Annotated in this window: 21 protein-coding genes; 13 read left to right on the top strand and 8 right to left on the bottom strand. The window is 68.5% G+C overall.

The features are described 5' to 3' along the window. Nucleotides 1-71 precede the first annotated feature (71 nt). The 7 genes from ACMGER_RS12505 to ACMGER_RS12475 all read left to right on the top strand — a co-directional run bounded on the left by ACMGER_RS12505 (nt 72) and on the right by ACMGER_RS12475 (nt 11,244). Nucleotides 72-2,192 (top strand): TonB-dependent siderophore receptor, encoded by a 2,121-nt coding sequence (locus tag ACMGER_RS12505; protein ID WP_436812464.1) that lies wholly within the window; start codon nt 72-74, stop codon nt 2,190-2,192. A 5-nt stretch (nt 2,193-2,197) separates the two neighbouring features. Continuing rightward, complete coding sequence (locus ACMGER_RS12500) at nt 2,198-4,099, top strand: CocE/NonD family hydrolase (RefSeq protein ID WP_436812463.1); 1,902 nt, start codon at nt 2,198-2,200, stop codon at nt 4,097-4,099. Between the two features lie 9 nt (nt 4,100-4,108). Continuing rightward, nucleotides 4,109-5,095 (top strand): efflux RND transporter periplasmic adaptor subunit, encoded by a 987-nt coding sequence (locus tag ACMGER_RS12495; RefSeq protein WP_436812462.1) that lies wholly within the window; start codon nt 4,109-4,111, stop codon nt 5,093-5,095. Next, nucleotides 5,095-8,196 carry an efflux RND transporter permease subunit gene (locus ACMGER_RS12490; protein WP_436812461.1) on the top strand — a complete coding sequence of 1,034 codons (3,102 nt, stop codon included), beginning with the start codon at nt 5,095-5,097 and terminating at the stop codon, nt 8,194-8,196. Before ACMGER_RS12495 ends, ACMGER_RS12490 begins: the two co-directional genes overlap by 1 nt. Then, nucleotides 8,193-9,557: an efflux transporter outer membrane subunit gene (locus ACMGER_RS12485; protein ID WP_436812460.1), complete on the top strand. Its 1,365-nt coding sequence runs from the start codon at nt 8,193-8,195 to the stop codon at nt 9,555-9,557. The genes ACMGER_RS12490 and ACMGER_RS12485 overlap by 4 nt, the downstream gene beginning before the upstream one ends. Nucleotides 9,558-9,794: 237 nt before the next feature. Further along, on the top strand, nt 9,795-9,950 hold the full coding sequence (locus ACMGER_RS12480) for a hypothetical protein (RefSeq protein ID WP_436812459.1): 156 nt from the start codon (nt 9,795-9,797) through the stop codon (nt 9,948-9,950). A gap of 214 nt (nt 9,951-10,164) precedes the next feature. After that, nucleotides 10,165-11,244, top strand: coding sequence for a TauD/TfdA family dioxygenase (locus ACMGER_RS12475; protein WP_436812458.1), 1,080 nt, complete (start codon nt 10,165-10,167; stop codon nt 11,242-11,244). A gap of 10 nt (nt 11,245-11,254) precedes the next feature. Here ACMGER_RS12475 and ACMGER_RS12470 read toward each other — a convergent pair whose 3' ends face one another. Next, nucleotides 11,255-11,410 (bottom strand): hypothetical protein, encoded by a 156-nt coding sequence (locus ACMGER_RS12470; protein WP_436812457.1) that lies wholly within the window; start codon nt 11,408-11,410, stop codon nt 11,255-11,257. After that, nucleotides 11,410-12,240 (bottom strand): oxidoreductase, encoded by an 831-nt coding sequence (locus ACMGER_RS12465; RefSeq protein ID WP_436812456.1) that lies wholly within the window; start codon nt 12,238-12,240, stop codon nt 11,410-11,412. Before ACMGER_RS12465 ends, ACMGER_RS12470 begins: the two co-directional genes overlap by 1 nt. 162 nt (nt 12,241-12,402) lie before the next feature. Between ACMGER_RS12465 and ACMGER_RS12460 the strand changes: the two genes are divergently transcribed. The 6 genes from ACMGER_RS12460 (at nt 12,403) to ACMGER_RS12435 (ending at nt 20,217) form a co-directional block, all read left to right on the top strand. Beyond that, nucleotides 12,403-13,302 carry a ribokinase gene (locus tag ACMGER_RS12460; protein WP_436812455.1) on the top strand — a complete coding sequence of 300 codons (900 nt, stop codon included), beginning with the start codon at nt 12,403-12,405 and terminating at the stop codon, nt 13,300-13,302. Nucleotides 13,303-13,372: 70 nt separating this feature from the next. Further along, nucleotides 13,373-14,500: an LLM class flavin-dependent oxidoreductase gene (locus tag ACMGER_RS12455; RefSeq protein ID WP_436812874.1), complete on the top strand. Its 1,128-nt coding sequence runs from the start codon at nt 13,373-13,375 to the stop codon at nt 14,498-14,500. Next, nucleotides 14,493-15,143, top strand: coding sequence for a cysteine hydrolase family protein (locus tag ACMGER_RS12450; protein ID WP_436812454.1), 651 nt, complete (start codon nt 14,493-14,495; stop codon nt 15,141-15,143). Before ACMGER_RS12455 ends, ACMGER_RS12450 begins: the two co-directional genes overlap by 8 nt. Beyond that, nucleotides 15,140-16,369 carry an MFS transporter gene (locus tag ACMGER_RS12445; protein WP_436812453.1) on the top strand — a complete coding sequence of 410 codons (1,230 nt, stop codon included), beginning with the start codon at nt 15,140-15,142 and terminating at the stop codon, nt 16,367-16,369. Before ACMGER_RS12450 ends, ACMGER_RS12445 begins: the two co-directional genes overlap by 4 nt. A gap of 14 nt (nt 16,370-16,383) precedes the next feature. Next, a complete protein-coding gene (locus ACMGER_RS12440; protein WP_436812452.1) occupies nt 16,384-17,793 on the top strand; it encodes a zinc-binding metallopeptidase family protein in 1,410 nt (469 codons plus the stop codon). A gap of 102 nt (nt 17,794-17,895) precedes the next feature. After that, nucleotides 17,896-20,217 carry an acetamidase/formamidase family protein gene (locus tag ACMGER_RS12435; RefSeq protein WP_436812451.1) on the top strand — a complete coding sequence of 774 codons (2,322 nt, stop codon included), beginning with the start codon at nt 17,896-17,898 and terminating at the stop codon, nt 20,215-20,217. Between the two features lie 4 nt (nt 20,218-20,221). Here the strand turns inward: ACMGER_RS12435 and ACMGER_RS12430 are convergent, their stop codons facing one another. The 6 genes from ACMGER_RS12430 to ACMGER_RS12405 form a co-directional block, all read right to left on the bottom strand. Beyond that, nucleotides 20,222-21,034, bottom strand: a complete 813-nt coding sequence (locus ACMGER_RS12430) for a TauD/TfdA dioxygenase family protein (RefSeq protein ID WP_436812450.1) — start codon at nt 21,032-21,034, stop codon at nt 20,222-20,224. Beyond that, a complete protein-coding gene (locus ACMGER_RS12425) occupies nt 21,015-22,016 on the bottom strand; it encodes a bile acid:sodium symporter family protein (protein WP_436812449.1) in 1,002 nt (333 codons plus the stop codon). Before ACMGER_RS12425 ends, ACMGER_RS12430 begins: the two co-directional genes overlap by 20 nt. A gap of 102 nt (nt 22,017-22,118) precedes the next feature. Continuing rightward, nucleotides 22,119-23,210, bottom strand: coding sequence for an acetamidase/formamidase family protein (locus tag ACMGER_RS12420; protein ID WP_436812448.1), 1,092 nt, complete (start codon nt 23,208-23,210; stop codon nt 22,119-22,121). A gap of 39 nt (nt 23,211-23,249) precedes the next feature. Beyond that, nucleotides 23,250-24,035, bottom strand: coding sequence for a 4,5-DOPA-extradiol-dioxygenase (ygiD, locus tag ACMGER_RS12415; protein ID WP_436812447.1), 786 nt, complete (start codon nt 24,033-24,035; stop codon nt 23,250-23,252). Between the two features lie 285 nt (nt 24,036-24,320). Continuing rightward, nucleotides 24,321-24,806 (bottom strand): VOC family protein, encoded by a 486-nt coding sequence (locus tag ACMGER_RS12410; protein WP_436812446.1) that lies wholly within the window; start codon nt 24,804-24,806, stop codon nt 24,321-24,323. A 142-nt stretch (nt 24,807-24,948) separates the two neighbouring features. Further along, entirely contained in the window at nt 24,949-26,157 is a 1,209-nt protein-coding gene (locus tag ACMGER_RS12405) for an aromatic ring-hydroxylating oxygenase subunit alpha (protein WP_436812445.1), read from the bottom strand. Nucleotides 26,158-26,177: the final 20 nt, after the last annotated feature.

Here is a 26,177-nt window from a genome sequence, read left to right as displayed (position 1 = left end):
GCGTCCCGCCGACGTCGCTATATCATGACGCCCGCGACCGTGCGGGCCAGACATCGACAAAGGGGGGTGGCATGGCTCGAGTATCGGGGAATTCGCGTAGATGCGTGCGGCGGGCACTGTCCTCGCCGGTCATTCTGGGAAGCCTGCTCTCGCTGTACGCCGCGATGCCGGCGTGGGCGCAGGCGGAGGACGACGACGATCACAAGGCGCCGGACATCCTGGTCGTCGCCACCAAGCAGAACCAGAACAACACCACCGGCACCAAGTCCGACACACCGCTGATCGAGACGCCGCAGTCGATCTCGGTCGTCACCAGCGACCAGCTCGACACCATCAAGACGACGACTTTGTCCGATGCACTCAACTATATGCCCGGCCTGCTCCCGCAACCGTCGAGCAACGCGCGCTATGCGGACCAGGTGACGATCCGCGGCTTCCTGGCCGATCCCGCCACCGGCAATTTCCTGCGCGATGGCCTCAAGCTACAGTCGAACCTGTACGACGGCGGCCAGGAGCCGTACGGCCTCGAGCGCGTTGAGGTGCTGCGCGGCGCCTCCTCGGTGCTGTACGGGCTCGCGGCGCCGGGGGGCGTGGTGAACACCTTCACCAAGCGCGGCCCGACCAGCCCGGTCTACGAGCTCAACCTCGAATATGGCAGCTTCGATCGCAAGCAGGTGACGGCGGACGTCGGCGGGCCGATCGGCGGCGGTTTTTCCGCGCGGCTCACCGGCCTGTACCGGGACAGCGACACCAACGTCGACTACATTCCCGACAATCGCCGCTTCATCGCGCCGGTGATCACCTTCCGCTCGGCCGGGACCGAGATCAGCCTGCTCGGCAACTATCAGCAGATCCGTACCAAATTCTCGGCGCCGCTGCCGCTGGTGGGCACGCTGGTCGCTCCCCCAAACGGGGTCCGAATCTCACGCGACCTGTTCATCGGGGAGCCGAGCTTCGATCGCTTCACCAGCGACAGCGGCACGGTCGGTGCGCAGTTCGACCACGAGTTCAACGACCATATCCGCGTTCACAGCGGGTTCCGCTACTATCATTCGCGGATCCACATGGATTATCCGGTACCCGGAGCGATCGTGGGCGACAGTATCGTGCGCACGCCCAGCCCGCGTACGAACACGTCGACCGGCCTCACCAGCGACACCAACTTCAACCTGAAGTTCGGCAGCGAGGATTTCCAGAACACGGTGACGGTCGGGCTCGATTACTATCATCGCGAATACGCGTTCCATCGTTTCGGCGGTCCGACGGAGCTGTGGAACTATGTCCGCCCGACCTATGGGAGGAGTTTCACCATCGGCACAACCGACATCGGTTCGGAGGAGAACGGCGATCAGCTCGGCATCTATTTCCAGGATCACATCAAGCTGTGGAAGCGGCTGGTGATCCTCGCGGGCGGGCGGCGCGACTGGGTCGACAACCGCACGCGCGTCTACAGCACCCGCGCGCTGACCTTTGCGCACGACAGCGCGTGGACGGGCCGGGTCGGCGCCGTCTATCTGTTCGATGGCGGCATCGCACCCTACGCCAGCTATTCGCAGTCGTTCCAGCCGCAGAGCGGCGTCGACCGGCTCGGCCAGGTGTTCGTGCCGACCCGCGGCGACCAGTATGAGGCGGGCATCCGCTACATTCCGCCGGGGAAGGCGACCACGATCAGCGGCGCGGTCTACCAGCTCACGCAACGCAACGTCGTGACGCCGGACCCGGAGAACGTCAGCTATTCGATCCAGACCGGCGAGGTGCGCTCGCGCGGCGTCGAGCTGGAGGCGAAGACGCTGATCGGCGGCGTGTTCAACCTGATCACCTCCTACACCTACACCGATGCGGTCGCGACCAAGACCAACATCCCCGCGCAGCTCAACCAGCGGGTGGCCTCGGCGCCCGAGCACACGGCCTCGCTGTGGGCGGACTACGACTTCCGCAAGGTCGGGATCGAAGGGCTGCGCCTGGGCAGCGCCGTCCGCTACATCGGCTCCACCAACCTGCCAGGCCTGACGTTCGACGTGCCCGGCTATACGCTGGTCGATCTCTACGGCAGCTACGAGTTCGGCAGGTTCCGCGTGGCGATCAACGCGAAGAACGTCGCCGACAAGATCTATTACTACTGCAACACGACCACCAGCTGCCGGTACGGCGATCCGCGGATGATCGTGGGAACGCTGAGCTTCCGGTACTGATCTCCATGATCCGTCCTCCAAGATGGGCATTAGGCGGTGCGCTTGCCGCGCTGACGCTGTCTCTTGCGCCGCCGCAGCCGCTGCCAGCGCAGGTGCCGGCCGCGGCGCCGGCGGAGGCGCGTTTCCATTACCGCGAGGTGATGGTGCCGATGCGCGACGGCGTCCGCCTGCAGACCGCGATCTTCACCCCGCTCGGCCGGCGCGGACCGCTGCCGATCCTGCTGCGGCGGACGCCCTATGGCGTGCCCGGCGGATCGTGGACATTGCCCTACGGAATGCGCCATCTCGCGGCGGACGGCTACGTCATCGTCGTCCAGAACCTGCGCGGCCGCTTCAAGTCGGAAGGCCGGTTCAGCCTGGCGGAGAGTATGCGGCTGGCCGGCGGCACCACGGTGGAGGCGCGCGACGCCTGGGACACGATCGACTGGCTGGTCAGGAACGTGCCCGACAACAACGGCCGCGTCGGCATCTACGGCGTTTCCTACGACGGCCTGACCGCGGCGGCGGCGCTGATCGATCCCCATCCGGCGCTCAAGGCGGTGAGCGAGCAGGCCTCGCCGGCCGACCAGTGGATGAACGACGACGATCACCGCTACGGCGCGCTGCGGCTCAGCTATGCGTTCGAATATGCGACGATGGTGGAAAGCGACCGCCACGCCAACGCGCAGTTCGCCTTCGATACATGGGATGCCTACGACTGGTATCTGAAGCTCGGCCCGCTCTCCACGATCAACGGCCGCTATCTGCGCGGCTCGATCCCGTTCTGGAACGACATCGTCGCCCATCCGAACTACGACGCCTTCTGGAAGGGGCAGGCCGCCTGGATGGGGGCATTGGGCGGGACTCGCGTGCCCGTGCTCAACGTCGCCGGCTTCTGGGACCAGGAGGACCCGTGGGGCCCGTGGCAGATCCATCGCCGCCTGGCCGCGCGCGATCCCGAGCGGCTGAACCTGATGGTCGCGGGGCCGTGGAATCACGGCGGCTGGCGCCGACCCGCGCCGGCATTGGGGCCGATCCCGCTCGGCGAGGACGTGAGCCTTGCCTATCTGCGCGACGTCGAGGCGCCGTTCTTCGCCCATTGGCTGCACGGCAAGGGCGTCAGGCCCGATTGGGCCGCGACCATCTTCCAGACCGGCAGCAACCGCTGGCGACGTTATGCGCAATGGCCGCCGGTCTCGCGCGCGACGAAGCTTTACCTCCACGCCGACGGCCGGCTCGATTTCACGGCGCCGGGAGCGGCGGAGCGCGGCGCCCGCCGTCGCTACGTCTCCGATCCCGCCAATCCGGTGCCCTATCGCCAGCGGCCGATCTCGCCGACCTATCCGGGCGGCGACTGGCGCAACTGGGAGATGGCGGACCAGCGCTTCGCCGATCGTCGGCCGGACGTGCTGAGCTTCGCCACCGCGCCGCTCGACCGCGACCTCGTCGTCACCGGGGAAGTCGCCGCGAAGCTGTTCGCCGCGACCTCGGGAACCGACAGCGACTTCATCGTCAAGCTGATCGACGTCTTCCCCGAGGATGCCGCCCCGCCGCCCTGGACGAAGGAGGACGGCCCACCGCCGGGCGCCTATGCCCAGCAGATCAACGGCTATCAGCTTCCGATCGCGATGGAGGTCCGGCGCGGCCGGTTCCTCGAGAGCTTCGAGACGCCGACCGCGCTGGTGCCGAACCGCCCGCTGCCGTGGGACGTACCGCTTCGGGCGCGCGACCATGTGTTCCGCAAGGGACACCGCATCATGGTCCAGATCCAGTCGAGCTGGTTCCCGCTGATCGACCGCAATCCCCAGACATTCATGCCCAGCATCTTCGCGGCACGGGCCAAGGACTATGTCGCGGCGACGCAGACCGTCTTCACCTCGCCCGACTTCCCCTCGCACATCGTGCTTCCGGTGGTGGACGGCAATTAGGACCAGCCCATGCGATCATCTCTCGCGATTCTATTGGTGCCGCCGCTGCTTGCCGGTTGCGGGGGGAGCGCTCCGGCGACGAAGGGCACCGCTCCCGCCAAGGCGGAGCCGGTCGCGCACGAAAGCGAACTGCTGAAGCTCACGCTGACGCCGGACGCGCAGCGCAGGCTGGCGATCGCGACCGTCCGCGTCGGCGAGGGCGACGCCCGATCGATGCGCGAGACGAGCGGAGAGGTGGTTGTCCCGTCGGTCGGCGCCGGCGTCCCGACGTCGTCGCTCAGCAACATCGCGCAGATCGGCAGCCAGCAGGCCGCAGCCGACGGCGAGGTCGCACGGACCGCCGCGCAGGTGCGCCTGGCCCGGATCGCCCTCAACCGCGCCGCAGGCCTGGTCCGCGAGGAAGCGGGAAGCATCCGCGCGCGCGACGAGGCCGCCGCCGCGCTGGCCACCGCCGAAGCGGCGGCGCGCGCCGCCGTCGCCCAACGCCGGCTGCTCGGACCGCCGGTGGCGGCGATGAGCAGCCAGTCGGCGCTGTGGGTGCGCGTGCCGGTGTTCGGGACCGACGTCGCGGCTCTCGCCCGCGGACAGGCCGCTGAGGTCCGGCCGCTCGGGTCCAATGGTCAGACAAGAGCCGCGCGTCCGGTGCAGGCGCCGCCCTCCGCCGATGCGGCGGTCGGCACCGTCGATCTCTATTATGCCCTCGACAATCGCGACCGGGCCTATCGGGTCGGCCAGCGCGTGGCGGTGTCGCTGCCGCTCGCCGGCGGCGCGCGGCAGGGCCTTTCCGTCCCCGCCTCGGCGGTCCTGCGCGACGTCTACGGCGGCGAATGGGTCTATCAGCGCACCGCGCCAGCCAGCTATGTCCGCCGGCGGATCGAGATCGCCTCCTCGGTCGCCGGCCGGGTGATCGTGTCGCGCGGGCTCTCGCGCGGCGACGAGATCGTGATCGCCGGCGCGATGGAGCTGTTCGGCACCGAATTCGGCGTGGCGCACTGATGCTGGTCTGGCTGGTCCGCACCGCGCTCACTCAGCGCGTCCTCGTCCTCGCCATGGCGGCACTGCTGGTGGTGCTCGGCCTGCGCGCCTCGACCGACGTGCCGCTCGACGTCTTCCCCGAGTTCGCGCCGCCGATCGTCGAGGTCCAGACCGAGGCGCCGGGACTCTCGACCGAGGAGGTCGAAAGCCTCGTCACCGTGCCGATCGAGGCTGCGGTGAACGGCGTGCCGGACCTCGCCACGTTGCGCTCCAAGTCGGTGCTCGGTCTGTCGTCCGTCACCATCCTGTTCGATCGCGGTACCGACGTGATCCGCGCGCGCCAGCTCGTGCAGGAGCGCGTCGCGCAGGTTCAGGCGCGGCTTCCCGCCGCCGCGCGCCCACCGGTGATGCTGGCGCCGCTATCCTCCACCAGCCGGGCGATGAAGATCGGCATCTCGTCGAAGACGCTCGACCAGATGGCGCTGTCGGAGTTGGTGCGCTGGACGATCCGGCCGCGGCTGATGGCAGTGCCGGGTGTCGCCAACGTCGCGGTCTGGGGTCAGCGTGACCGCCAGCTGCAGGTGCTGGTCGATCCCGACCGGCTACGCGCGGCGGGCGTCACGCTGAACGAGGTGCGCGCCGCGGCGGGCGACGCCGTGCTGGTCGGCGGCGGCGGCTTCGTCGACACGCCCAACCAGCGGCTGGCGGTGCAGCAGGCCGGGACGGTGCAGACCGCCGCCGACCTCACGCGCGCGGTGGTCAAGATGGCGGGCGACGCGCCGGTGCGGATCGGCGACGTCGCGCGCGTGGTCGACGGCCATGCCGCGCCGATCGGCAATGCGATCATCGATGATGGACCCGGCATCATGCTGATCGTCGAGAAGCAGCCGACCGGCAACACGCTCGAGCTCACGCGCCGGGTCGAGGCCGCGTTGGCCGAACTGCGCCCGGGCCTGAGGGACGTGAAGATTGATTCCACCATCTTTCGCCCGGCGACCTTCATCGAACGATCGATCGACAATCTGACGCGCGCGCTGGCGCTCGGCTGCGTGCTGGTCGCGGCGGTGCTGTTCCTGTTCACGCGCGATTGGCGGCAGGCGGCGATCAGCCTGGTCGCGATCCCGCTGTCGCTGCTGGGGGCGGGGCTGGTGCTGCTGTGGAGTGGCGCCACCATCAACACCATGGTGATCGCGGGCCTGGTCATCGCGCTCGGCGAGGTGGTCGACGACGCGATCATCGACGTCGAGAACATCGCCCGCCGCCTGCGGATCAACCGCGAGGCGGGCAGCCCGCGGACCGCCTTCGACGTGGTGCTGTCGGCATCGCTGGAGGTGCGGACCGCGGTGGTGTTCGCCTCGCTGATCGTGATGCTGGTGTTCCTGCCGATCTTCTTCCTCGATGGGGTCGCCGGCACCTTCTTCCGGCCGCTGGCCGTCGCCTATGTGCTGGCGATCGCGGCGTCGCTGCTGGTCGCGCTGGTGGTGACGCCGGCGCTCTGCCTGATCCTGCTGCCCAAGGCGCCGATGAAGGCCGAGCGCGACACGCGCTTCGTCGCCTGGCTCAAGCGCCGCTATGCGGGCGTGCTGCCACGGATGATCGCGCGGCCGGGCTGGGCGATGGGGATCGTCGCCGGCGGGCTGCTGGTCTCGGCGCTCGGCTATGCGACATTCAAGGACCAGTTCCTTCCCGACTTCCGCGAGACCGACTTCCTGATGCACTGGTTGGAGAAGCCCGGCGCCTCGATCGAGGCGATGGATCGGATCACCATCCGCGTGTCGAAGGAGCTGCGCGCGATTCCCGGCGTGCGCAACTTCGGCGCGCACATCGGCCGGGCGGAGGCGGCCGACGAGGTGGTGGGGCCGAACTTCACCGAATTGTGGATCAGCCTGGACGAGAATGCCGACTATGACGCCAGCGTGAGACGGATCCAGGAGGTGGTGAACGGCTATCCGGGGCTGTTCCGCGACGTCCTCACCTATCTGCGCGAGCGCATCAAGGAGGTACTGACCGGCGCCAGCGCGACGGTGGTGGTGCGTATCTTCGGTCCGGACCAGGACGAGCTGCGCACGGCGGCGGAGCGGGTGCGGGCCAAGGTCGCGGGCATCGCGGGCGTCGCCGACCTCAAGGTCGAGCAGCAGGTGCTGGTGCCGCAGATCCAGATCCGCCCGCGCGCCGGCGATCTCGCCATGTTCGGCCTGACGCCGGGCGAGGTGCGGCGCCAGGCGCAGGCGCTCGTCGCCGGGCAGAAGGTGGGGGAGATCTATCGCGATCAGAAGGCGTTCGACGTCGCCGTCTGGGGCGAGCCCGGCGTGCGCGGCGACTTGCACGCGCTCGGCGACCTGATGATCCAGGCGCCGGGCGGGGCGCCGGTGCGGCTGCGCGATGTCGCCGATCTCCGCATCGCTCCCGCGCCCAACGAGATCAAGCGCGAGAACGGCCAGCGCCGCATCGACGTGACGATGAACGTGAAGGGAGCCGATCTCGGCACGCTCGCCCGCGGCGTCGAGGCGGCGGTGGCGGAGGTGCCGTTTGCGAGGGGCTATCACCCGCGCGTGCTCGGTGAATATGCCGCGCTCAGGGATTCGCGCCAGCGGCTGTGGACGACCGGGCTGCTCTGCCTTTTCGGCATCCTGCTGCTCGTGTGGACCGAGTTCCGTTCGGCGCGGATCACCGCGCTCGTCGCCGTCAGCCTGCCGTTCGCGCTGCTCGGCGGCGTGATCGGAGTGGCGCTGACCGGGGGCGTCCTCTCGCTCGGGTCGCTGGTCGGCTTCGTCACCGTGATCGGCATCGCGGCGCGCAACGGCATCATGCTGCTGTCGCATTATGATCACCTGCGCCGCGTCGAGGGGGAGGCGTTCGGCCCCGTGATGATCCTGCGCGGCGCCGAGGAGCGGCTGGTGCCGATCCTGATGACGGCGGCCTGCGCCGGGCTCGCCCTGCTGCCGCTGGTCGTCGCCGGCAATGCGCCGGGGCACGAGATCGAGCATCCGATGGCGATCGTGATCCTCGGCGGCCTCGTCTCCTCGACCGCGCTCAACCTGTTCCTGATGCCGGCGCTCTACGCCCGCTTCGGCCGGGAGCGCGAGCCGCAGCCGGGCATCCCGCAGGGAGTGCCGGCATGATCCGCCGCGCCGCGCCACTGGCCGCGCTGCTGGCCGGCGCCTGCATGACCGCGCCGACGCCGCCGGCGACGACGGCGAGCGCGGCCGCACGCGGGCCTTTCGTCGAGGCGGGGGCGGCGCCGATCGCGCCGGTGCCGGCGAACTGGTGGCGCCTGTTCGACGATCCGGCGCTCGACCGGCTGGTCGAGGCGAGCCTGGCGGCCAATGCAGACCTGAAGGTCGCCTATGCCAATCTCGACGCCGCGCGCGGTGCGCTGCGTCAGGCCAAGGCGCTACGGCTGCCGCAGACGGGTATCGAGAGCAGCGGCGGCATCGACGATCCCGCGGACCAGCCGAGCGCGGCCGGCGTGCCCGCAAGCGACTATGACGTCGCCGCCGCGATGAGCTGGGAGGCCGACCTGTTCGGCCGCCTGCGCTCCGCGGCGCTCGCGGCGCGGGCCGATGCCGATACAGCACAGGCGGCGCTGGACGGCGTGCGGGTGGCGGTCGCGGCCGACACGGTCGCGGCCTATCTCGATCTCTGCGGCGCGACGCAGGCGATCGGACTCGCTACGGATATCATCGCGGCGCAGCAACGCTCGACCGATCTTGTCCGGGAGCAGCTCGCCGCCGGCGAGGTCTCCCCGCTCGAAGTCGCCCAGGCGGCCACGCTGCTCGACAGCGCGCGTGCCATGCTGCCGCCGTTCGATGCCGCCCGGGCCAATGCGCTCTATCGCCTCGCCACGCTGCAGGGGCTGCCGCCCGTCGAGGCGCGAATCCGGACGATCACATGCAAGGCGCCGCCGCGCCTGCCTGCCGCGCTGCCGGTGGGCGACGGCACCGCGCTGCTCCTGCGCCGGCCGGACATCCGCGAGGCCGAACGCAGGCTGGCCGCGGCGACGGCGCGCGTCGGCGTAGCCAGGGCCGATCTTTATCCCAAGATCAACCTGGGCGGCGCGGTGGGGCTGCTGGCCGGTAGTTTCTCGGCCGCCGCTTCGCCGCTCATCACCTGGGCATTTCCCAACCAGGGGCCGGCACGCGCCCGTTTCGCGCAGGCGCAGGCCACGGAGCGGGCGGCGCTCGCGGGCTGGGACGTCGCGGTGCTCCGCGCGTTGCGCGAGGTGGAGACGGCGCTCGCCGCTCGTACCGCCGAGCACAGGCGCAACGCCGCCCTCGGCGACAGCGCCCGCCAAGCCGATCTCTACCTGCGCCGGGCTTCGGCGCGGGTCCGTCTCGGCGATGCGCCGTCACTGCTTCGGGTCGATGCCGAGCGGCAGCGCGCCTCCGCGGCGCTGACCAAGGCGCAATCGGACCTGGCGCTCGCCCAGTCGGCCGTCACCCTGTTCCGGGCATTGGGCGGAGGTTGGGAGACGGGGGCTTAGGTGCCGGGCTGCGTTCGCAGCTAGGGGCAAAGGCGCGCAGGAAGGTCTTCGCGACGATCGTGGTCGTCCCGCAATGGCTGCAGTCGAGCCTCGGCTACACCGCGACCTATGCCGGCTATGCACCGCGTTCAACGGCTGCGCGGCGATGGTGATGGCGCCGATCGTCGCCAAGCTGTCGACCGGGGTGGACCCGCGCGGGTTGGTGTTCTTCGGTATCCTGTGGATGGGCCTGACCTCATGGCGGGGGCGGTCGGCACCTCGGTCTCGACGACGATGTGGGGCAACAGCAGCCACGTCTTCCTGCTGGGCGCCGTCATCTTCGTCTTCGCGGCATTGCTGATCTGGCTGTCGTCGCGGCCGCGCGGGCCGGTGGACACCGGCGCGGCGCATTAAGGCGGCGCAGTCTCAGGCCGTCTCGGCTGCGATCTGCCGTCGAGGCCGACCTTCAGCCGCGCGAGCGCGCGAATTTTGCCGGCCCACAAGCGCGGGGTAATCCCCCCTCCGTTCGCGGACGAGAAAGTCTTTAAGCATCCCATGACAAGTCGCGCAGCTTCGTGCGATCTATGGTTCGCGTCATGGACGGTTCGATTCACCGAAGGACGCTGCCATGGGAGTATTGACCTCGCTGCCGCCCGTGACCACGGCCGCGGCGTGGCGCGGCGATCGGTTGGCTCGGACGAGCGATTGGATTTACCACCTCTCGCCAAAGCAGGTGAGCGAGCTCGAGGAGCTCGGCACGCGCTTCGTCGAGGAATCCCCGGACCTGCGGACCGTTCGCGCAGAGACCTATCCGCTTGCCGAATGCGCGGCCGCGGTTGCCGAATGGGGCCGGGAGGTCGACTATGGCCGAGGCTTCGTGCTCGTCCGCGGCCTGCGCACCCATCTCTATGCGGACGCGCTCTCGGCCGCGATCTACTATATCCTGGGCCTGCACATGGGCGATCCCATCCGGCAGAACGAGATGGGCGATCTCATCGATCATGTCTATGCCACCTCGGACAAGACGATGGACGATCCGACCGCGCTCTCGTCGAAGGTCCGCGACCAGCTCGTCTATCACTCGGACAGCTCGGATATCGTCGCGCTGATGTGCCTGAGGCCAGCGAAGGCGGGCGGCCTTTCGTGCCTCGTCTCGGGCGCCGAGATCTACAACGAGATCCTGCGCCGCAGACCCGACCTCGCACAGCTGTTGCTGGAGCCTTTCCATTGGGACTGGAAGCGGCAGGATCACAAGGCGCCCGCCAACACCTACACCTCGCCGATCGTGAGCATGGTTGACGGCGTTTTCAGCATGTACGCCGGATCACTCTACATCCTCACCGCGCAGGACTATCCCGGTGTGCCGAAGCTCAGCCCGGAGCAGATCGAGGTGCTCCAGCTGTTCGACGAGATCACTTATGAGCCGGGCATGGCGATCGAGATGGATTTCCGTCCGGGCGACATCCAGTGGCTGTCCAACTATGCCGCGCTCCATGCGCGCACCGCCTTTACCGACCATCCCGAGCCGCAGCGGCGGCGGCACCTGCTCCGGCTGTGGCTGAGCCGGCAATCGGGGCGGCCGGTGGTGCCGGATTTCGGCAAGAATGGCGTCGTACTGCATCGGGAGAAGCCGCGCGACGGCGAGACCGAGCATCCCGACGCGCGGTTCGACGTCGCCTCGATCTCGGTGCCGCGCCTGCTCTCCTGAGTCGAGCGGCTTAGCTTGCCAGCATCGCGCAGACGGCATCGGTGCCGTGCACGTCCGCGGTCAGCCGGAGGTTGAGCAGCGCCGCATTGTGCTCGGCATCGGTGACGGCGGCGGTGGCGTCGGAGACGGTGATCACCCTGCATCCCAGCATGTCGATCGCGTGCATCAGCTGTCGAACTCGGTGGAAAGCGATAGCGCTTCCCACTTCTTCATCTCTCCGTCGAGGAACTCGAAATGCTCGCGTGCATGGCGCAGCGCGTCCTCGCCGAGGAAGAGGTGGAAGGGAGGCTCGGGAACGTCCAGCGCCGCCAGGATCGCGGCCGCCGCCTTGACCGGGTCGCCATGCTCCTTGCCGCGATTGGCGAGCAGGCTCAGCTTCGACTGTCGCGCGCCGCCGTCATAGTCGGCGATGATCTTCTCCGCCTCGACCAGCGCCGATCCGGCGAAGCCGGTTCGGAATCCTCCCGGTGCGACGTTGGTGACGCGGATGCCGAGCGGCTTCAGCTCCTGCGCGAGCGTCTGGCCGATGCATTCGAGCGCATATTTGCTCGCGCCGTAGATGCCGGTGCCCCACCAGGGTGCGAAGCCGCTCAACGAGGTGATGTTGACGATATGTCCGCTACGCCGCGCGCGCATCGCCGGCAGCACCTCCTGGATCATCGCGATCGCGCCGAACAGGTTGACGTCGAACAGTGCCTTCGCCTGGGCAAGCGAGGTCTCCTCGATCGCGCCGACCATACCGTAGCCGGCGTTGTTCACCAATCGGTCAATGTGTCCGAGCGCAGACTCCACCTCGATCACGGTGCTCGCCGCGGCGGCGGGGTCGCTTAGATCGAGCAGCACGCCTTTGGCGCGGCCCGGCGCCAGAGCCTCAAACGTCGTGCGATCCGAGGACTTTCGCATGGTGCCGACCACGACGTCGCCGCGCGCGAGTGCCGCCTGCGCGAGCGCCTGGCCGAGCCCGCCGCTGACGCCCGTGATGAGCCAATTGGTCACGCCACTCCTCTCATAGTTCCGCCGTGACGATAGGCGCCGCGCCGCGTTCGCTCTTGGCGGGCACGGCAGCAAAAGTTGGCGGGCGGCGCATCGGCACGCTTCGGCCTTGATGCCCGGGCCACGGCCATGCTCGTCTTGCGGATAGGTTTCCCGGAGAGTGCAATGGCCATCTGCGTGCTGGGTTCGATCAATGTCGACGTCATCCTTTCGGTCGCCGCGCTGCCGCGTCCGGGGGAGACCGTGATGGCCCGCGATGCGGTTCGCTTGCCGGGCGGGAAGGGCGCCAATCAGGCGGTGGCTGCCGCACGCATGGGCGCGGCGACCGTGATGCTGGGCGCCGTCGGTGCGGACGAGGCGGGTGATTGGATGCGGGCCGCGCTGAAGGATGCCGGCGTCGATGTAGCGCAGGTCCATTCGCTGGCGGAGGCGGGAACGGGAACGGCCTATATCGCCGTCGATGCCGGCGCGGAGAATCAGATCATCGTTGCCTCAGGGGCCAATGCCCATGTCTCGTCCGAGTTGCTGTCCGATCAGCCGCAAGGGAGCGTGCTGCTGGCCCAACTCGAAATCCCGGTCGAGGTGGTTGCGGCCGCCTTCGCGAAGCCCGGACCGCTCCGAATCCTCAACGCCGCCCCCACGGTGCCTGAAGCGACGTCGCTGTTCAGCGATGCCGACGTCCTGATTGTCAATCAGCATGAGCTTGCCGTCTATCTGAGGGTTCAAACGATCGAAACGCCGCGTCAGGCGCTTGAAGCGCGCGCGTTGCTGTCGCGGCCGGGGCAGGTGGCGATCGTCACGCTCGGCGCGGAGGGGGCGCTGGCGGTGTGGCGGGATCGGGCCTTCCACGCGCCGGCGCTGCCGGTGACGCCGGTGGACACGGTGGGTGCCGGCGATTGCTTCTGCGGTGCGCTCGCGGCGCTGCTCGACGAAGGCATGATGATCGAGCGCGCGCTGCCGCTCGCGAACGCCGCCGCGGCGCTCTGCACCCAAGCGCGCGGTGCCGTCCCGGCGATGCCCACGCGCGCCGCCGTCGAGGCGTTCCTGATCGGCGCGCCAACATAACATACGCGGACGATCAAGAACCTGCTGCCCAGGCGCCTAAGCTGAGCGCCAGGATTGCGGGGTGAAGACGATGACGAGCGCGTTCGAGCCGACGCCTTTCGGCCTTCCGTCGGACAGCGGCGGCAAGGATCTGGGCGTGTTCATGCCGATGGCGAACGGCGGCTGGATCCTGTCCGGGAACGCGCCGAAGCTCGACGGCTCCTATGCCTACAACCGCCAGGTCGCGCGGGCTGCCGAGGAGGCGGGGCTCGACTTCATCATGTCGATGGCCAAGTTCCGCGGTTACGGCGGCGAGACCGGGCACTGGAACAGCACGCTCGATTCCGTCGTGCTGATGGCCGCGCTGGCCGAGGCCACCAAGCGCGTGAAGGTGTGGACCACCGTCCACACCATCCTGCAGAACCCGGCGGTGGTCGCCAAGATGATGGCGACGCTCGATCAGATCAGCGGCGGCCGCTCCGGGCTCAACGTCGTCACCGGCGCCTACAAGGGCGAGTTCGCGCAGATGGGCGCCTGGCCCGACGGTGTCGACCATGACGGGCGCTACGATCTCGCCAAGGAATGGATCACCGCGATCAAGCGGCTGTGGACCGAGGATTCGGTCACGATGGACGGCAAATATTTCACGCTGGACGAATGCGAATCCTGGCCGAAGCCGTCGGTGCGCCCCTTCCTGGTCTGCGCCGGATCGTCGAAGAAGGGAATGCGCTTCACTTCCGAGGAGATGGACGCGATCTTCCTGACCGGCGGCAACCCGCAGGAGCTCGCCGATGCCAGCCGCCAGGCCAAGGAGGATGCCGGCGAGCTGGGCCGCACGGTGCGCACCTATTCGATGATGACAGTGGTGTTCGGCAAGACCGATGCCGAGGCGCAGGCGACCGCCGATCACTTCCGCGACGGCCTAGACGAAGGCGCGCTGCGCGGGATGATGCGCGCCTATGGCTTCCTTGACGCGGAGATCGGCAAGGAGAACGCCTTCGTCGCCAAGAGCCGTTCGACCTTCATGACGCCGCACGTGCTCGGCACGCCCGCGACGGTGATCGACCGGCTGACCGAGATCTTCGAGGTGTCGGGGACCGACGGGCTGATGCTGATCTTCCCCGATTATCTGAAAGGCATCCCGGTGTTCGGCAAGGAGGTGCTGCCGGCGCTGCGCGAGCGCTTTCCCGGCAGGGTGAAGGTGCCGGTTCATGGTTGAGGCCGCCGAGCTGCCGCATGTCGCGTCATCGGAATTGAAGGAGATGCTGCCGCCGGAGCGCACGGCGCTGGTGGTGGTGGACGTGCAGCAGGATTTCGCGGCCCCATCCGGGCTGCTCGGACGCGTGGGGGTCGACCTGTCCGCCGTCGAGCCGGCGATCGATCGGATCGAGCGGCTCATCGGCGCGGCGCGCGACGCGGGCGCGGTGGTGGCGTTCATGCGCGTGGTGACGCGGCCGGAGACAGACTCCGTGGCGCTGAAGACGCTGATGGCGCGCCGGGGGACGCCGGGCGGCGAGGCGATCTGCCGCACCGAGGACGGCGGCGCCGACTATTATCGCGTGGCGCCCCAACCCGGCGACATCGAGATCGAGAAGCTGCTGTTCGACAGCTTCCACGGCACCGACCTCGACGCGCAGCTGCGCGCGCGCGGCATCGACACGCTGGTGATGACCGGCTTCAGCACCGATTGCTGCGTCGACCAGACCGCGCGTGCCGCCTTCCACCGCGGCTACCATGTGTTCCTCGTCTCCGACGCCAGCGCCGCTTATGAGCCCGAGCTGCACGTCGGCTCGCTTAACGTCCTCCAGAAGAATTGCGCGCTGCTCGTCACCAGCGACGCGGTCGAGGCGGCCTGGTCGTGACGACCGGCCGCACCCGCACCGGCGTGCTGATCGCCTGCACGGCGGGCAACATCGTCAGCAAGACGCCCGCGATCCATGCGGTGTTCGGCACGTTCCTGGTGCCGCTGTCGGAGAGCTTCGGCTGGCCGCGGGCGGCGATCTCGGTGGCGCTGACGATCATGGCGCTGACCGGGGCGGTGGTCTATCCGATCGCCGGCCGCTTCGCCGACCGGCACGGCGCGCGGCGGATGCTGATCCTGGGCGTGGCGATGTTCGGGCTCGGCGTCGCGGGCCTGTCGCTGGGCACCGGATCGCTCGCGCAATATTACGCCACTTTCCTGTTCATCAGCCTGTTCGGCTCGATCGCGTCGACGCCGATCTATTCGAAGGTGATCGCCGACTGGTTCGATCGCGGGCGCGGGACGGCGCTGGGGATCAGCGCGGGACTCGGCAATGGCGCGGGATCGGTGATGTTCCCGATCGTCGCGGCGATCGTGGTCGGGCAGTATGGCTGGCGCTCGGGCTATGTCGCGGTCGGCGCGATCATCCTGCTGCTCGGGCTGCCGGCGCTGGCGCTGCTGCTGCGCGATCCGCCGCGCGGACAGGCGGCGCAGGCCGCCGAGGGCGCGGGGCTCAGCCTCGGCGAGGCGATGCGGCTGCCGCATTTCTGGCTGATCATGATCGCGATCGCCTCGGGCGCGGGCTGCACCACCGCGATCTTCAGCCATGTCGTGCCGATCCTGTCCGATCGCGGCTATGGCATCGAGATCGGCACCACGGTGCTGAGCGTGTTCGCGCTCACCACCTCGGGCTGGCAGATCGCGACCGGGCGGCTGCTCGACCGCATCCAGACGCCGCGCATCGTCATCCCGATGGCGGCGATGGCGATCCTCGGGCTGGCGCTGCTCGAGTTCGGCAGCGGCACGCCGGTGTTGGTCGCAGCGGGCCTCTGCCTCGGCATCGGCATGGGTGCGCAATATGGCGCGCTGCCCTATTACATCGCCCGCTATTTCGGGACGCGCGCATTCGGGGCGATCATCGGGCTGATGTATTCCGCGGTGATCGCCGCGCAGGGTGTCACGCCGGTACTGCTCGACCTGGGCTATGACATGCAGGGCAGCTATCGCTTCACCGTGCTCGTGGCCTGCGCCGCACTGGCCGCCGGTGCGGCGCTGCTGCTCCTGCTGCCCCGCTACGGCATCGCGGTACCTGCGCCGGACGGACGGCTGGCGGCCAGTGTCGCCTGAAGGGGATGATCGCATTGGCTGACGGTCCCGATCCGGCGCTGCCAGCATTGGCCGATCCCGCGCGCGCGCCCTATGCGGTCAGCGCCGCGGAGCGCGATGCGATCGCGGCCGCGATCGACATCGACGAGCTGGTCGAGCTGGCGCTCACGCTCGGCAACATCCCGGCGCCATCGCGGAGCGAGGCGGCTGCGGCCGAGTTCGTCTACGATTGGATGGGGTGCGAAGGCTTCAATCCGCGCAAGGTCGGCGCCACGCCCGACCGTCCCAACGTCATCGGCGAATATGGCGGGCGCGGCATCGGAGCGAACCTGCTGTTCACCGCGCACCTCGACACCGAGAGCCCCAGCGGCCTCGCGCACCTGGACCGCTTCCGCTACCGCCCCGAGACGCTCGCCGACCCCGAATGGACCCGCTGCTGGATCGAGGGCGGCCGGCTGCGCGGCTATCCGATCTCCAACGATCGCGGGCCGATGTCCTGCTTCCTGATCGCTGCCAAGGCACTGCGCAAGGCCGGCATCACGCTCGCCGGCAAGACCTGGCTCACCGCCTGCCCGGGCGAGATCGGCCCCGAGCCGATCGAGGAATATGCCGGCATCGAGTTCATGGGAAAGGATATCGGCGCGCATTATCTCTTCCACCACGGCGGCGTCGCGCCCGATTATGCGATCGCGGCGGAGGGGACGGATTTCGGCCTCACCTGGATCGGCTGCGGCTATGTGCTGCTGCGCATCCGCATCTACGGCAGGGGGGTGTTCACGCCAATCCTGGAGGCTCCCGCCGATCCCGCGGCCCACCCGAACCCGATCTATCGGCTCGGCCCCGTGATTGACGCGATCCATCGCTGGAGCCGCGAATGGGAAAGCGCGTCGGTCCACGAGACGGCGGGCGGCCGCGCCGTGCCCAAAGTGCAGCTGTCCTCGGTGCGCGGCGGGATACCCTTCGATTTCGGCGCGGGTACGGAGGTCTGCGCGCTCTACCTCGACGTCACGCTCAACCCCCGGCAGAAGGCGGCCGAAGCGATGCACGGGATCGTCGCGGCGATGCGCCAGCTCGACCTTGAGGATTTCGACGTCGAGCCGGTCGTCGTCCGTCACGGCTTCGAGGCGGATGCGGCCGAGGTCGCGCCGCTGGCCGGTGCGGTCGATGCCGCCACCCGACTCGCGCGCGGCACGCCCGCCCTGCGCGCGCATCCGGTCTATTCGAGCATGTGGCGTGACCACAACGTCTTCAACATGCACCGCATCCCGGCGCTCACCACCGGTATGCCGCGCTGGCGCCCCACGCCCGAGGACATGGCGTCGAGTGCGCTCGTCTATGCGCTGACGATGCTCGCGGTCTGCGGCCGCGGGCCCGACGGACCGGGAAAACCCGGTCCGACGTCGGTGTACGGGGATGGGACTGCGCCGTTCGAGGGGCAGATATAGCGATTGACGGTGTCCCGTTCCCGCGCATAGCTTCGCAGCCAAGGCCGGCGTCAGCACGGCCGCGCCGGGACCGGATGCCGTCGTTTTGGGGTCCGGTGTTCGTTGCGCTTCACGACCAACGCTTATCCGAAGGAGCAACGCCGCGACGCCTGGCGGTTCGCGCTTCAGCGGGTGTCGCTGACGCTAGAGAACGCCGACGACGAGCTCTACGGCGAGCTGATCCATTTCCGGAGCAGCCAGGGGATCGATTTCTTCCGCTTGACCGGCACCGCCCAGTCGTGGGTGCTCGACTTCACCGATCAGCCCGGCTCCTTCTGGCTGTCGCTGCTGCTCGACGGCACCGCGCGCGTCGACAGCGGCGTTGACCTGCTCGAGCTCGGCGACGGCGACATCATCGCCGGGCGCGCCGATGCGGTGGTGCGCCAGACCTTCCCCGGCGACAACCGGACGCTGGTGGTCCGCCTGCCGCAGTCGATGCTCAACTCGCGGCTGAAGGCGCCGCTGCCCGACCGTCCGCGCCGGATCGGTACCGAGGGCGGCAGCGCCCGCGTCTTTTCCGGAATGCTCCGCTCGCTGGCCGACACCATCGGCGAGATCTCGGCGGACCAGGCGCAGCCGGTTGAGGTCGCGCTTCCCGAATTCCTGCTCGCCAGCCTGCTCGACAATGCCCCGCCCAAGGCGCTGGGCGGCGCCGCCGGGATGCGCGCCGCGCTGCTCGAGCGCATCTTCCAGACGATCGAGATCCGGCTCAGCGATCCCAACCTCAACTATCAGCAGGTGGCGAGCGAGCACGGCATCTCGCCGCGCTACCTGCAGAAGCTGTTCGAATCGATCGACGACAGCTTCGGCCATTATGTGAAGGTCCGTCGGCTCGAACGCTGCCGGCTGGACCTGCGCAGCCCGCTCCATGTCCAGAAGTCGATTTCCGACATCCTGTTTCAATGGGGCTTCAACGACTCGGCCTCGTTCAGCCGCGCCTTCCGCGAGCAATATGGCGTGTCGCCGCGCGAGTACCGCAAGGCGGCGGGCGAGGACGAGCCCGCCGATCCGCCGCGCCGTGGCCGGCCAGCGGGGCGTGAGAAGCCGGCGCGTGCGCCGCAGGTCGCGGCCGAGGAGTGGGAGGAATCGGGCGAGGGGCCGCTTCTCGACGAGGAGACGCTGCTGCCCATGGGCGAGGCGGTGCGGCATCACCATCTGCCCGTCAGCCCGCAAACGGTCCACTGGGGCTATCTCAGCCGCTCGCTCAAGCCGGTGCTCCACGTGTGCTCCGAGGATTTCGTGACGGTGGAGACGCTCACGCATCACGCCAACGACGATCCCGAGCGCATGGTCGAGGGCGATCCGGGCGCATCGAGCGTCTATCACTGGGATGCGGGGGGCAAGGCGATCGACCGCCGCGGCGCCGGCCCGATCGACGCGAGCGCGCTGGGGCGGGGGCCGGGCGAGGGGTTCGGCGTCCACATCTGCACCGGGCCGATCGCGATCCAGGGCGCGATGCCGGGCGATATCGTCGAGGTTCGCATCCTCGACCTGAAGCCGCGCCCGAGCGCCAATCCGCGCTTCGCCGGCAAGGCGTTCGGCAGCAACGCCGCGACCTATTGGGGCTTCCACTATTCCGACCTGCTGACCGAGCCCAAGCCGCGCGAGGTGGTCACCATCTACGAGGTCGAGGGCACGGGCGCTCGCCTTCCCACCGCCCATGCCGTCTACAGCTATCGCTGGACCCCGCAGATCGACCCTTCGGGCCGCGTCCATCCGCGCTACGACTATCCGGGCGTGCCGGTGGACCCCGCCACGATCGAGCGTAACTATGATGTGCTGCGCAACGTGGAGATTCCGATCCGCCCGCACTTCGGGGTAATCGCGGTGGCGCCGGCCCATGGCGGGCTGGTCGATTCGGTTCCTCCGGCGGCGTTCGGCGGCAACCTCGACAATTGGCGCACCGGTCCCGGATCGAGCGTCTATCTGCCGGTGCAGGTGCCCGGCGCGCTGCTGTCGCTCGGCGATCCGCACGCGTCGCAGGGGGATTCGGAACTGTGCGGGACGGCGATCGAATGCTCGATGACCGCGTTGATCCAGGTGATCCTCCACCCCGCGCGCGAATTGCGCGATCATCTGCGCGACCTCGACTATCCGCTGATCGAGACCGAGACCGAATGGGTGATCATGGGCTTCAGCCACCCCGACTACCTCAAGGAGCTGGGGGAGGACGCCCAGAGCGAAATCTACAAGCGCTCGTCGATCGACGCGGCGATGCGCGACGCCTTCCGAAAGGCGCGCCGTTTCCTGATGACCACCAAGGAACTGAGCGAAGACGAGGCGATCTCGCTGCTGTCGGTGGGCGTGGATTTCGGCGTGTCGCAGGTGGTGAACGGCAATTGGGGCGTCCACGCGATCATCCGCAAGGCGCTGTTCACCGCCTGAAGCTTCAATAGGGCCTGTCCCCCGCGATCGTCACGCGGTAACCGGAGCGGACGTCGGGGAAATAGTCCCACACCGCGAAATGCTGGGTGCAGCGGTTGTCCCAGAAGGCGACCGAATGCTCCTCCCAGCGAAAGCGGACCTGGAAGTTCGGGTCCTTGACGTGGTCGGCGAGGAAGCGGAGCACCGCATCGCTCTCGGCCTTCGACAGCCCGTTGATGCGGATCGTCTTCGACTGGCTGACGAACAGGCATTTGCGCTTCGTCACCGGATGGGTGCGGATCACCGGATGCGTGTTGCGCGGATATGTCTTGTCGACGTCGGGAAACAGCTCGCGATAGATGTGGTTCGAATCATGGACGGCGGTCAGCGGATCGAGGAACGCCTTCATCGCCGGCGACAGCGCGTCATAGGCGGCGTACATGCTGGAGAACAGCGTGTCGCCGCCCTCCGGCGGCAGCGTGTGCATGTAGAGGATGCTGCCCATCGGCGGCTCGGCGTCTTCGCTGAGGTCCGAATGCCAGTTCTCGCCCGCCACGAAGGTGCTCTTCTCGTCCGCGTGGATCGCGACGATCTCGGGATGGTCGGGCAGGCCGGAGATGCCGCTGTGCAACGCGAGGTCGCCGAAATAGCGGCCGAGGCGCTTGTGGCCCTCGTGCGTCAGGCGCTGGTCGCGGAAGAAGATCACCTGATGCTGCATCAGCGCGTCGTGCAGCTCGCTCACCGTCCGGTTGCCGAGCGGCTGATTGAGGTCGACGCCGAACACCTCGGCGCCGATGCGCCTGGTCATCGGGCGGACGTCAAGCACCTCGTAGGACATGGCGGGTCTCCTTGGGTTCGGTGCCCCGCCGCGCATAGCGCTGGGCGATGGCGGCGCAGACGATGAGCTGGAGCTGGTGGAACAGCATCAGCGGCAGGATCATGAGCCCCACTTGCGCGGGCGCGAACAGCGCGCCGGCCATCGGCACGCCGCTCGCCAGGCTCTTCTTCGATCCGCAGAAGACGAGCACGATCTCGTCCTCGCGCGCGAGCCCCGCGCCGCGCGCCACCAGCCGCGTGAAGCTCAGCACCGCGGCGAGCAGCAGCGCGTCGAGCGCCGCGATCGTGCCGAGGTCGGCGGGCGAGAGCCGGGACCACAGCCCTTCCACCACCGAGGCGCTGAAGGCGGTATAGACGACGAGCAGGATCGAGCTGCGGTCGACGCGCATCACCAGCGTGCGGTGCCGATCGATCATCTCGCCGATCAGCGGCCGCGAGAGGTGGCCGAGGACGAAGGGCAGCAGCAGCGTGGTCGCGATCGAGGTGACCGCTTCGAGGAAGAAACCTGCCCCGGCGGAACCGCTGTGGATCAGCAGGCTCGCGAGCAACGGCGTCAGCACGATGCCGGCGACGTTCGAGAGCGAGGCGCTGCACACCGCCGCCGGCACGTTCCCACCCGCGATCGCGGTGAAGGCGATCGATGACTGCACCGTGGACGGCAGCACGCTGAGGTAGAGCAGCCCCGCCGCCACCACCGGGTCGAGCCACCCGCCGAGCGCGCTGGTGAGGCCGAGCCCGGCGAGCGGGAAGACCAGGAAAGTCGTCGCCAGCACCATCAGATGCAGCCGCCAGGCGCCGATCCCGGCGAGGATCGCGGCGCGCGAGAGCTTGGCGCCATGGAGGAAGAAGAGCAGCATGATCGCGGCGGTGGTCGCGCGATCGAACCACAACGCCGCCGCGCCGCGTGCCGGGAACAGCGTCGCGAAGGCGAGGACCGCCAGCAACAGCAGCAGGAATCCGTCAATGCGGAGGCGGGAGAGCATTTTCGTTGGCGCCATTCGTCCGGTCGGTCCTTCGGAGGATGCCTCGGGCAGGCGCGGCGGTCTTGTCCGCGCGTGCCCGATCGCTTGTCGGCAGGCGGCGGATCAGATCACGTCGCGGACCGAACCCCTGCCGCCGAAGATCGTGCGGTCGATCCGGCAATGGATGCCCTGGGTGCCGTCGACGACCTGGGTCACGCCGAAATCGGCGGCGATGCTCATCAGCGAATAGGCGTCGACCTTCGACAATCCCTGATGCTCGTGGAGCAGATGGAGCATGTCCATCGACGCGCCCTTCATCGCCTGGTCGAGGTCGTCACCGAAGCCGTGGACGATCCAGCAGTCGCTGGCCTCGAGCAGAGGCGAGGGGAAGCTGAAATCCTTGCGCAGGATCACCTGGAACAGAACGTCGAGCGACGCCTCGATCGCGGTGCCGCTGATCTCGCCGTCGCCTTGGCTGACATGCGGGTCGCCGATCGAGAAGAGCGCGCCCTTCACCTGCACCGGATAATACATGCGCGCGCCCGCGCCGATCCGCCAATTGTCGATGTTGCCGCCGTGCAGCCCCGGCGGGATGGTGCTGACCGGCCCGTTGACCGCGGGCGCGACGCCGGCGGTGCCGAGATGCGGGCGCGCGGGCACGGTGATACCGGGCAATGCCGGCTGGCGCTCGCAGTCGGGGCAATGGGTGATGCGCCCCGGCGTCACATATTTATCCTTGACGTCATAGGCATAGAGCGCGCTGGCGGTGTTGGCGTTGGGATCGATCCGGTAGATCGTCACCCGCTCCGTCTCGCCGAACTCGCGGTAGAGATGGCCCCAATTCGCCTGCAGGTTCGAGCCGTAGTTGAAGCGCGGCACCATCTGGAAATAGCGCACCTCGAGCATGTCGCCGGGCTCGGCGCCCTCCACATGGATCGGGCCGGTCATGATGTGGCAGCCGGGCGCGCGCGTCTCGGGCGCGATCTCGGTGAAGATCCGGCGGATGTCCTCGTCGAACATCAGCGCGGGATCGTCGCCGGCGTGGTGGGTGATCGCCTGCGCCTGGATCAGGTCGCCGCTGTTGACGGTGAGCGCCGGCTTCAGCTCGGGCGAGAAAAAGCCCCAATGCACGGTTTCCGGTGTGGCCCGCAGGCGATGGAGCGCCCCCGGTTGGATGTCTTCGCGGATCGCGCCGTGCTCGCAGATCAAGGCCATGGATACCCCCTGTGGTGAAGCCGGACAGGGCGCGGGGCGTCAGGCCGCACCGATCAGGATGCTCGTCATGCCGAGCGACTTGTGCTGGATGAAATCGGGATTGAACTCGGCTTGCTCGCCGGGATGGCGCGCGCCGAGCATGTAGAGGAGCGGCAGGAAATGGTCGGGCGAGGGGACCGACAGGCGCGCGTCCTCGCCGAGCGATTCGAAGGCGATCACGGTCTCGGGCGTGTCGGCAGCGACCGCCTCAAGCATCGCCGCGTTGAAGCGGGCGGCCCAAGGATAGGGCGGCGCCGACGGGTTGTGCCAGTCCATCGCCGGCAGGTTATGGACGATGTTGCCGGTGCCCATGATGAGCACGCCTTCTTCGCGCAGCGGCCGCAGCGCCTGGCCGACCGCCCAATGTTCGGCGGGGGACTTGGCGAGGTCCATGCCGAGCTGGACGACGGGGATACCGGCATCGGGATAGGCGTGGACCAGCACGCTCCAGGTACCGTGATCCAGTCCCCAGCCGTGATCGACCGTCACCGGCATCGGCGCCAGCAGGTCGCGGACGCGCTCCGCCAGACCGGGATCGCCGGGGGCGGGATAGTGCACGTCGAACAGCGCCTGGGGAAAGGATGCGCCGAAGTCGTGGATCGTCCGCGGCTTCGGCATGGCGGTGACGGCGGTGCCGCGCGTCTGCCAATGTGCCGAGATGCACAGGATCGCCTTCGGCCGGCCGATCCGCTCGGCGATGCCGCGCCAGGCGCGCGTGGTGTCGTTCCGCTCCAGCGCCACCATCGGACTGCCATGGCCGAAGAAGACGATCGGCATACGGCTCATGCGCAGGCTCCCGGAGCGGCGGTAAAGTCGTGGAAGGTCAGCGTCATGTCGCGTGATGCCCGTTCGCCGGATTGCGATGCGCGAAGGCTAGGGAGCGGCGAGGCGGACGGTCTTGCGCCGAAGCGCACAAGTTGTTGTCGGGCCTGGCGGTTCTCGCGCCGTAAAACCGATCCGTTCGCCCTGAGCCCGTCGAAGGGCGAAGCCACGGGCGATCTGTTTGAGGCGCGCTCGCCCTTCGACAAGCTCAGGGCGAGCGGGTATTCTGATTGCTGCCGTCCAGGCCCGCTATTCTCGCGTGAACTGCGGCGGGATTTGCGGGTTCTCGCCTGCCTTGCCCCAGAGGACGATCTCGTTGCCCCACGGATCGGCGAAGGCGTGGTTGTAGCCGTTGAACTCGCGCCAATAATGGTCGCGCCACAGGATGGTGGCGCCGCGGTCCTCGGCGGCGGCGAGGATGCGGACGGCGGTGTCGTCGTCGCCGATCAGAATCCAGATGCGGGGCTTGCGTCCTCCCGCAGCGATCTGGCGCGGCGCGACGCCGTTCGGGTCTGGGTGCGGGCGCGCATTGGCCGCGTCGAAGATGCCGAGGTGGAGATTGCCGATCGCGCTGTCGCTGCCGTCCTTGTGCTTGAAGAAGCCGCCGGGGACCATGCGATGATAGATGCCCTCGGGCCGCGCGTCATTCTCCCAGCCGAACACCTCGGCGTAGAAGCGGCCGGCGGCGGCCGGATCGTCGGATGCGAGGTCGACGAAGATCAACGTGTTGGTCATGCATGTCTCCGGCAATCAGGATCAATCCGTTCGCCCTGAGCCTGTCGAAGGGCGAAGCCGCGGGCGGTGCGCCTGAGGCACGTTCGCCCTTCGACAGGCTCAGGGCGAACGGGTCCGGTCTAATGCCCGATACTATAGACTATCAGGACGCCCGCTTGATCCGGGTCACCGGCGCCGAGGGACCCCGGCGGCGGTCCCGTTCGCCCCAGTAGCGCTCGACCAGCCAGAGATTGAACTGGCGCTGGGCGCCTTCCTGCCAGCTGTAGCGGCCGCGCGGCGCGAACTTCGAGCCCAGCCCCTGCTGCACGAGCAGGTCGACGTGGAGATCCTGCTGAACGATGTCGAATATCGCATCGTCGTTCATCTTCATCTTGTGCGCGAACAGCGGGTCCGACATCGCGTCGGGATGCAGCAGGATGCCCATGGTGAGCGCATGGGTGCCGGCGCTTTGCGCGTCGAGGATCATGTAGATCACCATGTCCGCCATCACCACCAGCGACAGGCTGGGCGGCAGGTTGACGAACAACAGGCGGTGGCGCTCCTCGTCGGTAAGCCGGGGGAAGACCGGGAAGACCGCCTTCTGCGTCGCGTTGAAGCTGGCGTCGGGATGGAGCGAGCCGTTGAGCCGGTAATAGCCGGCGGTGTCGGCGGGCAGCTCCGGGAAGCTCGCGAGCGAGCTCGGCACGATGTCGTGCAGCGGGCCGGCGTGCAGGCGGTTGGCGTGATACCCGTCGTTGTTGTTCTCGAACATCACCTTCCAGTTCCACGCATAGGGGATCGGGTCCCCCGGGCGTGGGCCGCGCGCGGCGGCGAGCTCGTAGTTGGCGACGACCTCCTCCAGCCCGGCGAGGCGCGGCGCCAGCGGTGCGGCATCGGGATCGAAGTTGACGAAGACGAAGCCGTGCCAAGTCTCGATCCTGAGCCGGGGCAGGCCGTTCTGCTTGCGGTCGAAATCGCAGGTTTTCCCCATCGCGGGCGCGTTCACCAGCGTGCCGTCGAGGTCGTAGGTCCAATGATGATAGGGGCAGACGAAGGCGCGGGTGTTGCCATGGCCCTCGGCGACCAGCATCGCGCGATGCTGACAGACCGATGACATCGCGCGCAGCTCACCGCTGCGGTCGCGCGCGATCACCAGCGGCTCGTTGGCATGGGTGCAGGTGAAGAAGTCGCCCGGCTGCTCCAGCCATTCCTCGCGCCCCACGCACAGCCATTCGCGGTGGAAGAGCGCGTCCTTCTCGAAACGGAAGAACTCCTCGTCGGTGTAGCAGGCGGGGGGCAGCGATTCCGCTTCCTCGGTCGCCTTCACCGATGAGGCGAGGCTGTCGAAGAACGGATCGGTCAAGAGCGTCATCGGATCACCTGTGGTGGGAA

It is taken from the genome of Sphingomonas astragali, assembly GCF_051400615.1.
Lineage (GTDB): Bacteria > Pseudomonadota > Alphaproteobacteria > Sphingomonadales > Sphingomonadaceae > Sphingomonas.
Note: the sequence above shows the minus strand (reverse complement) of the source record. Positions and strands in the feature narration are given on the sequence as shown.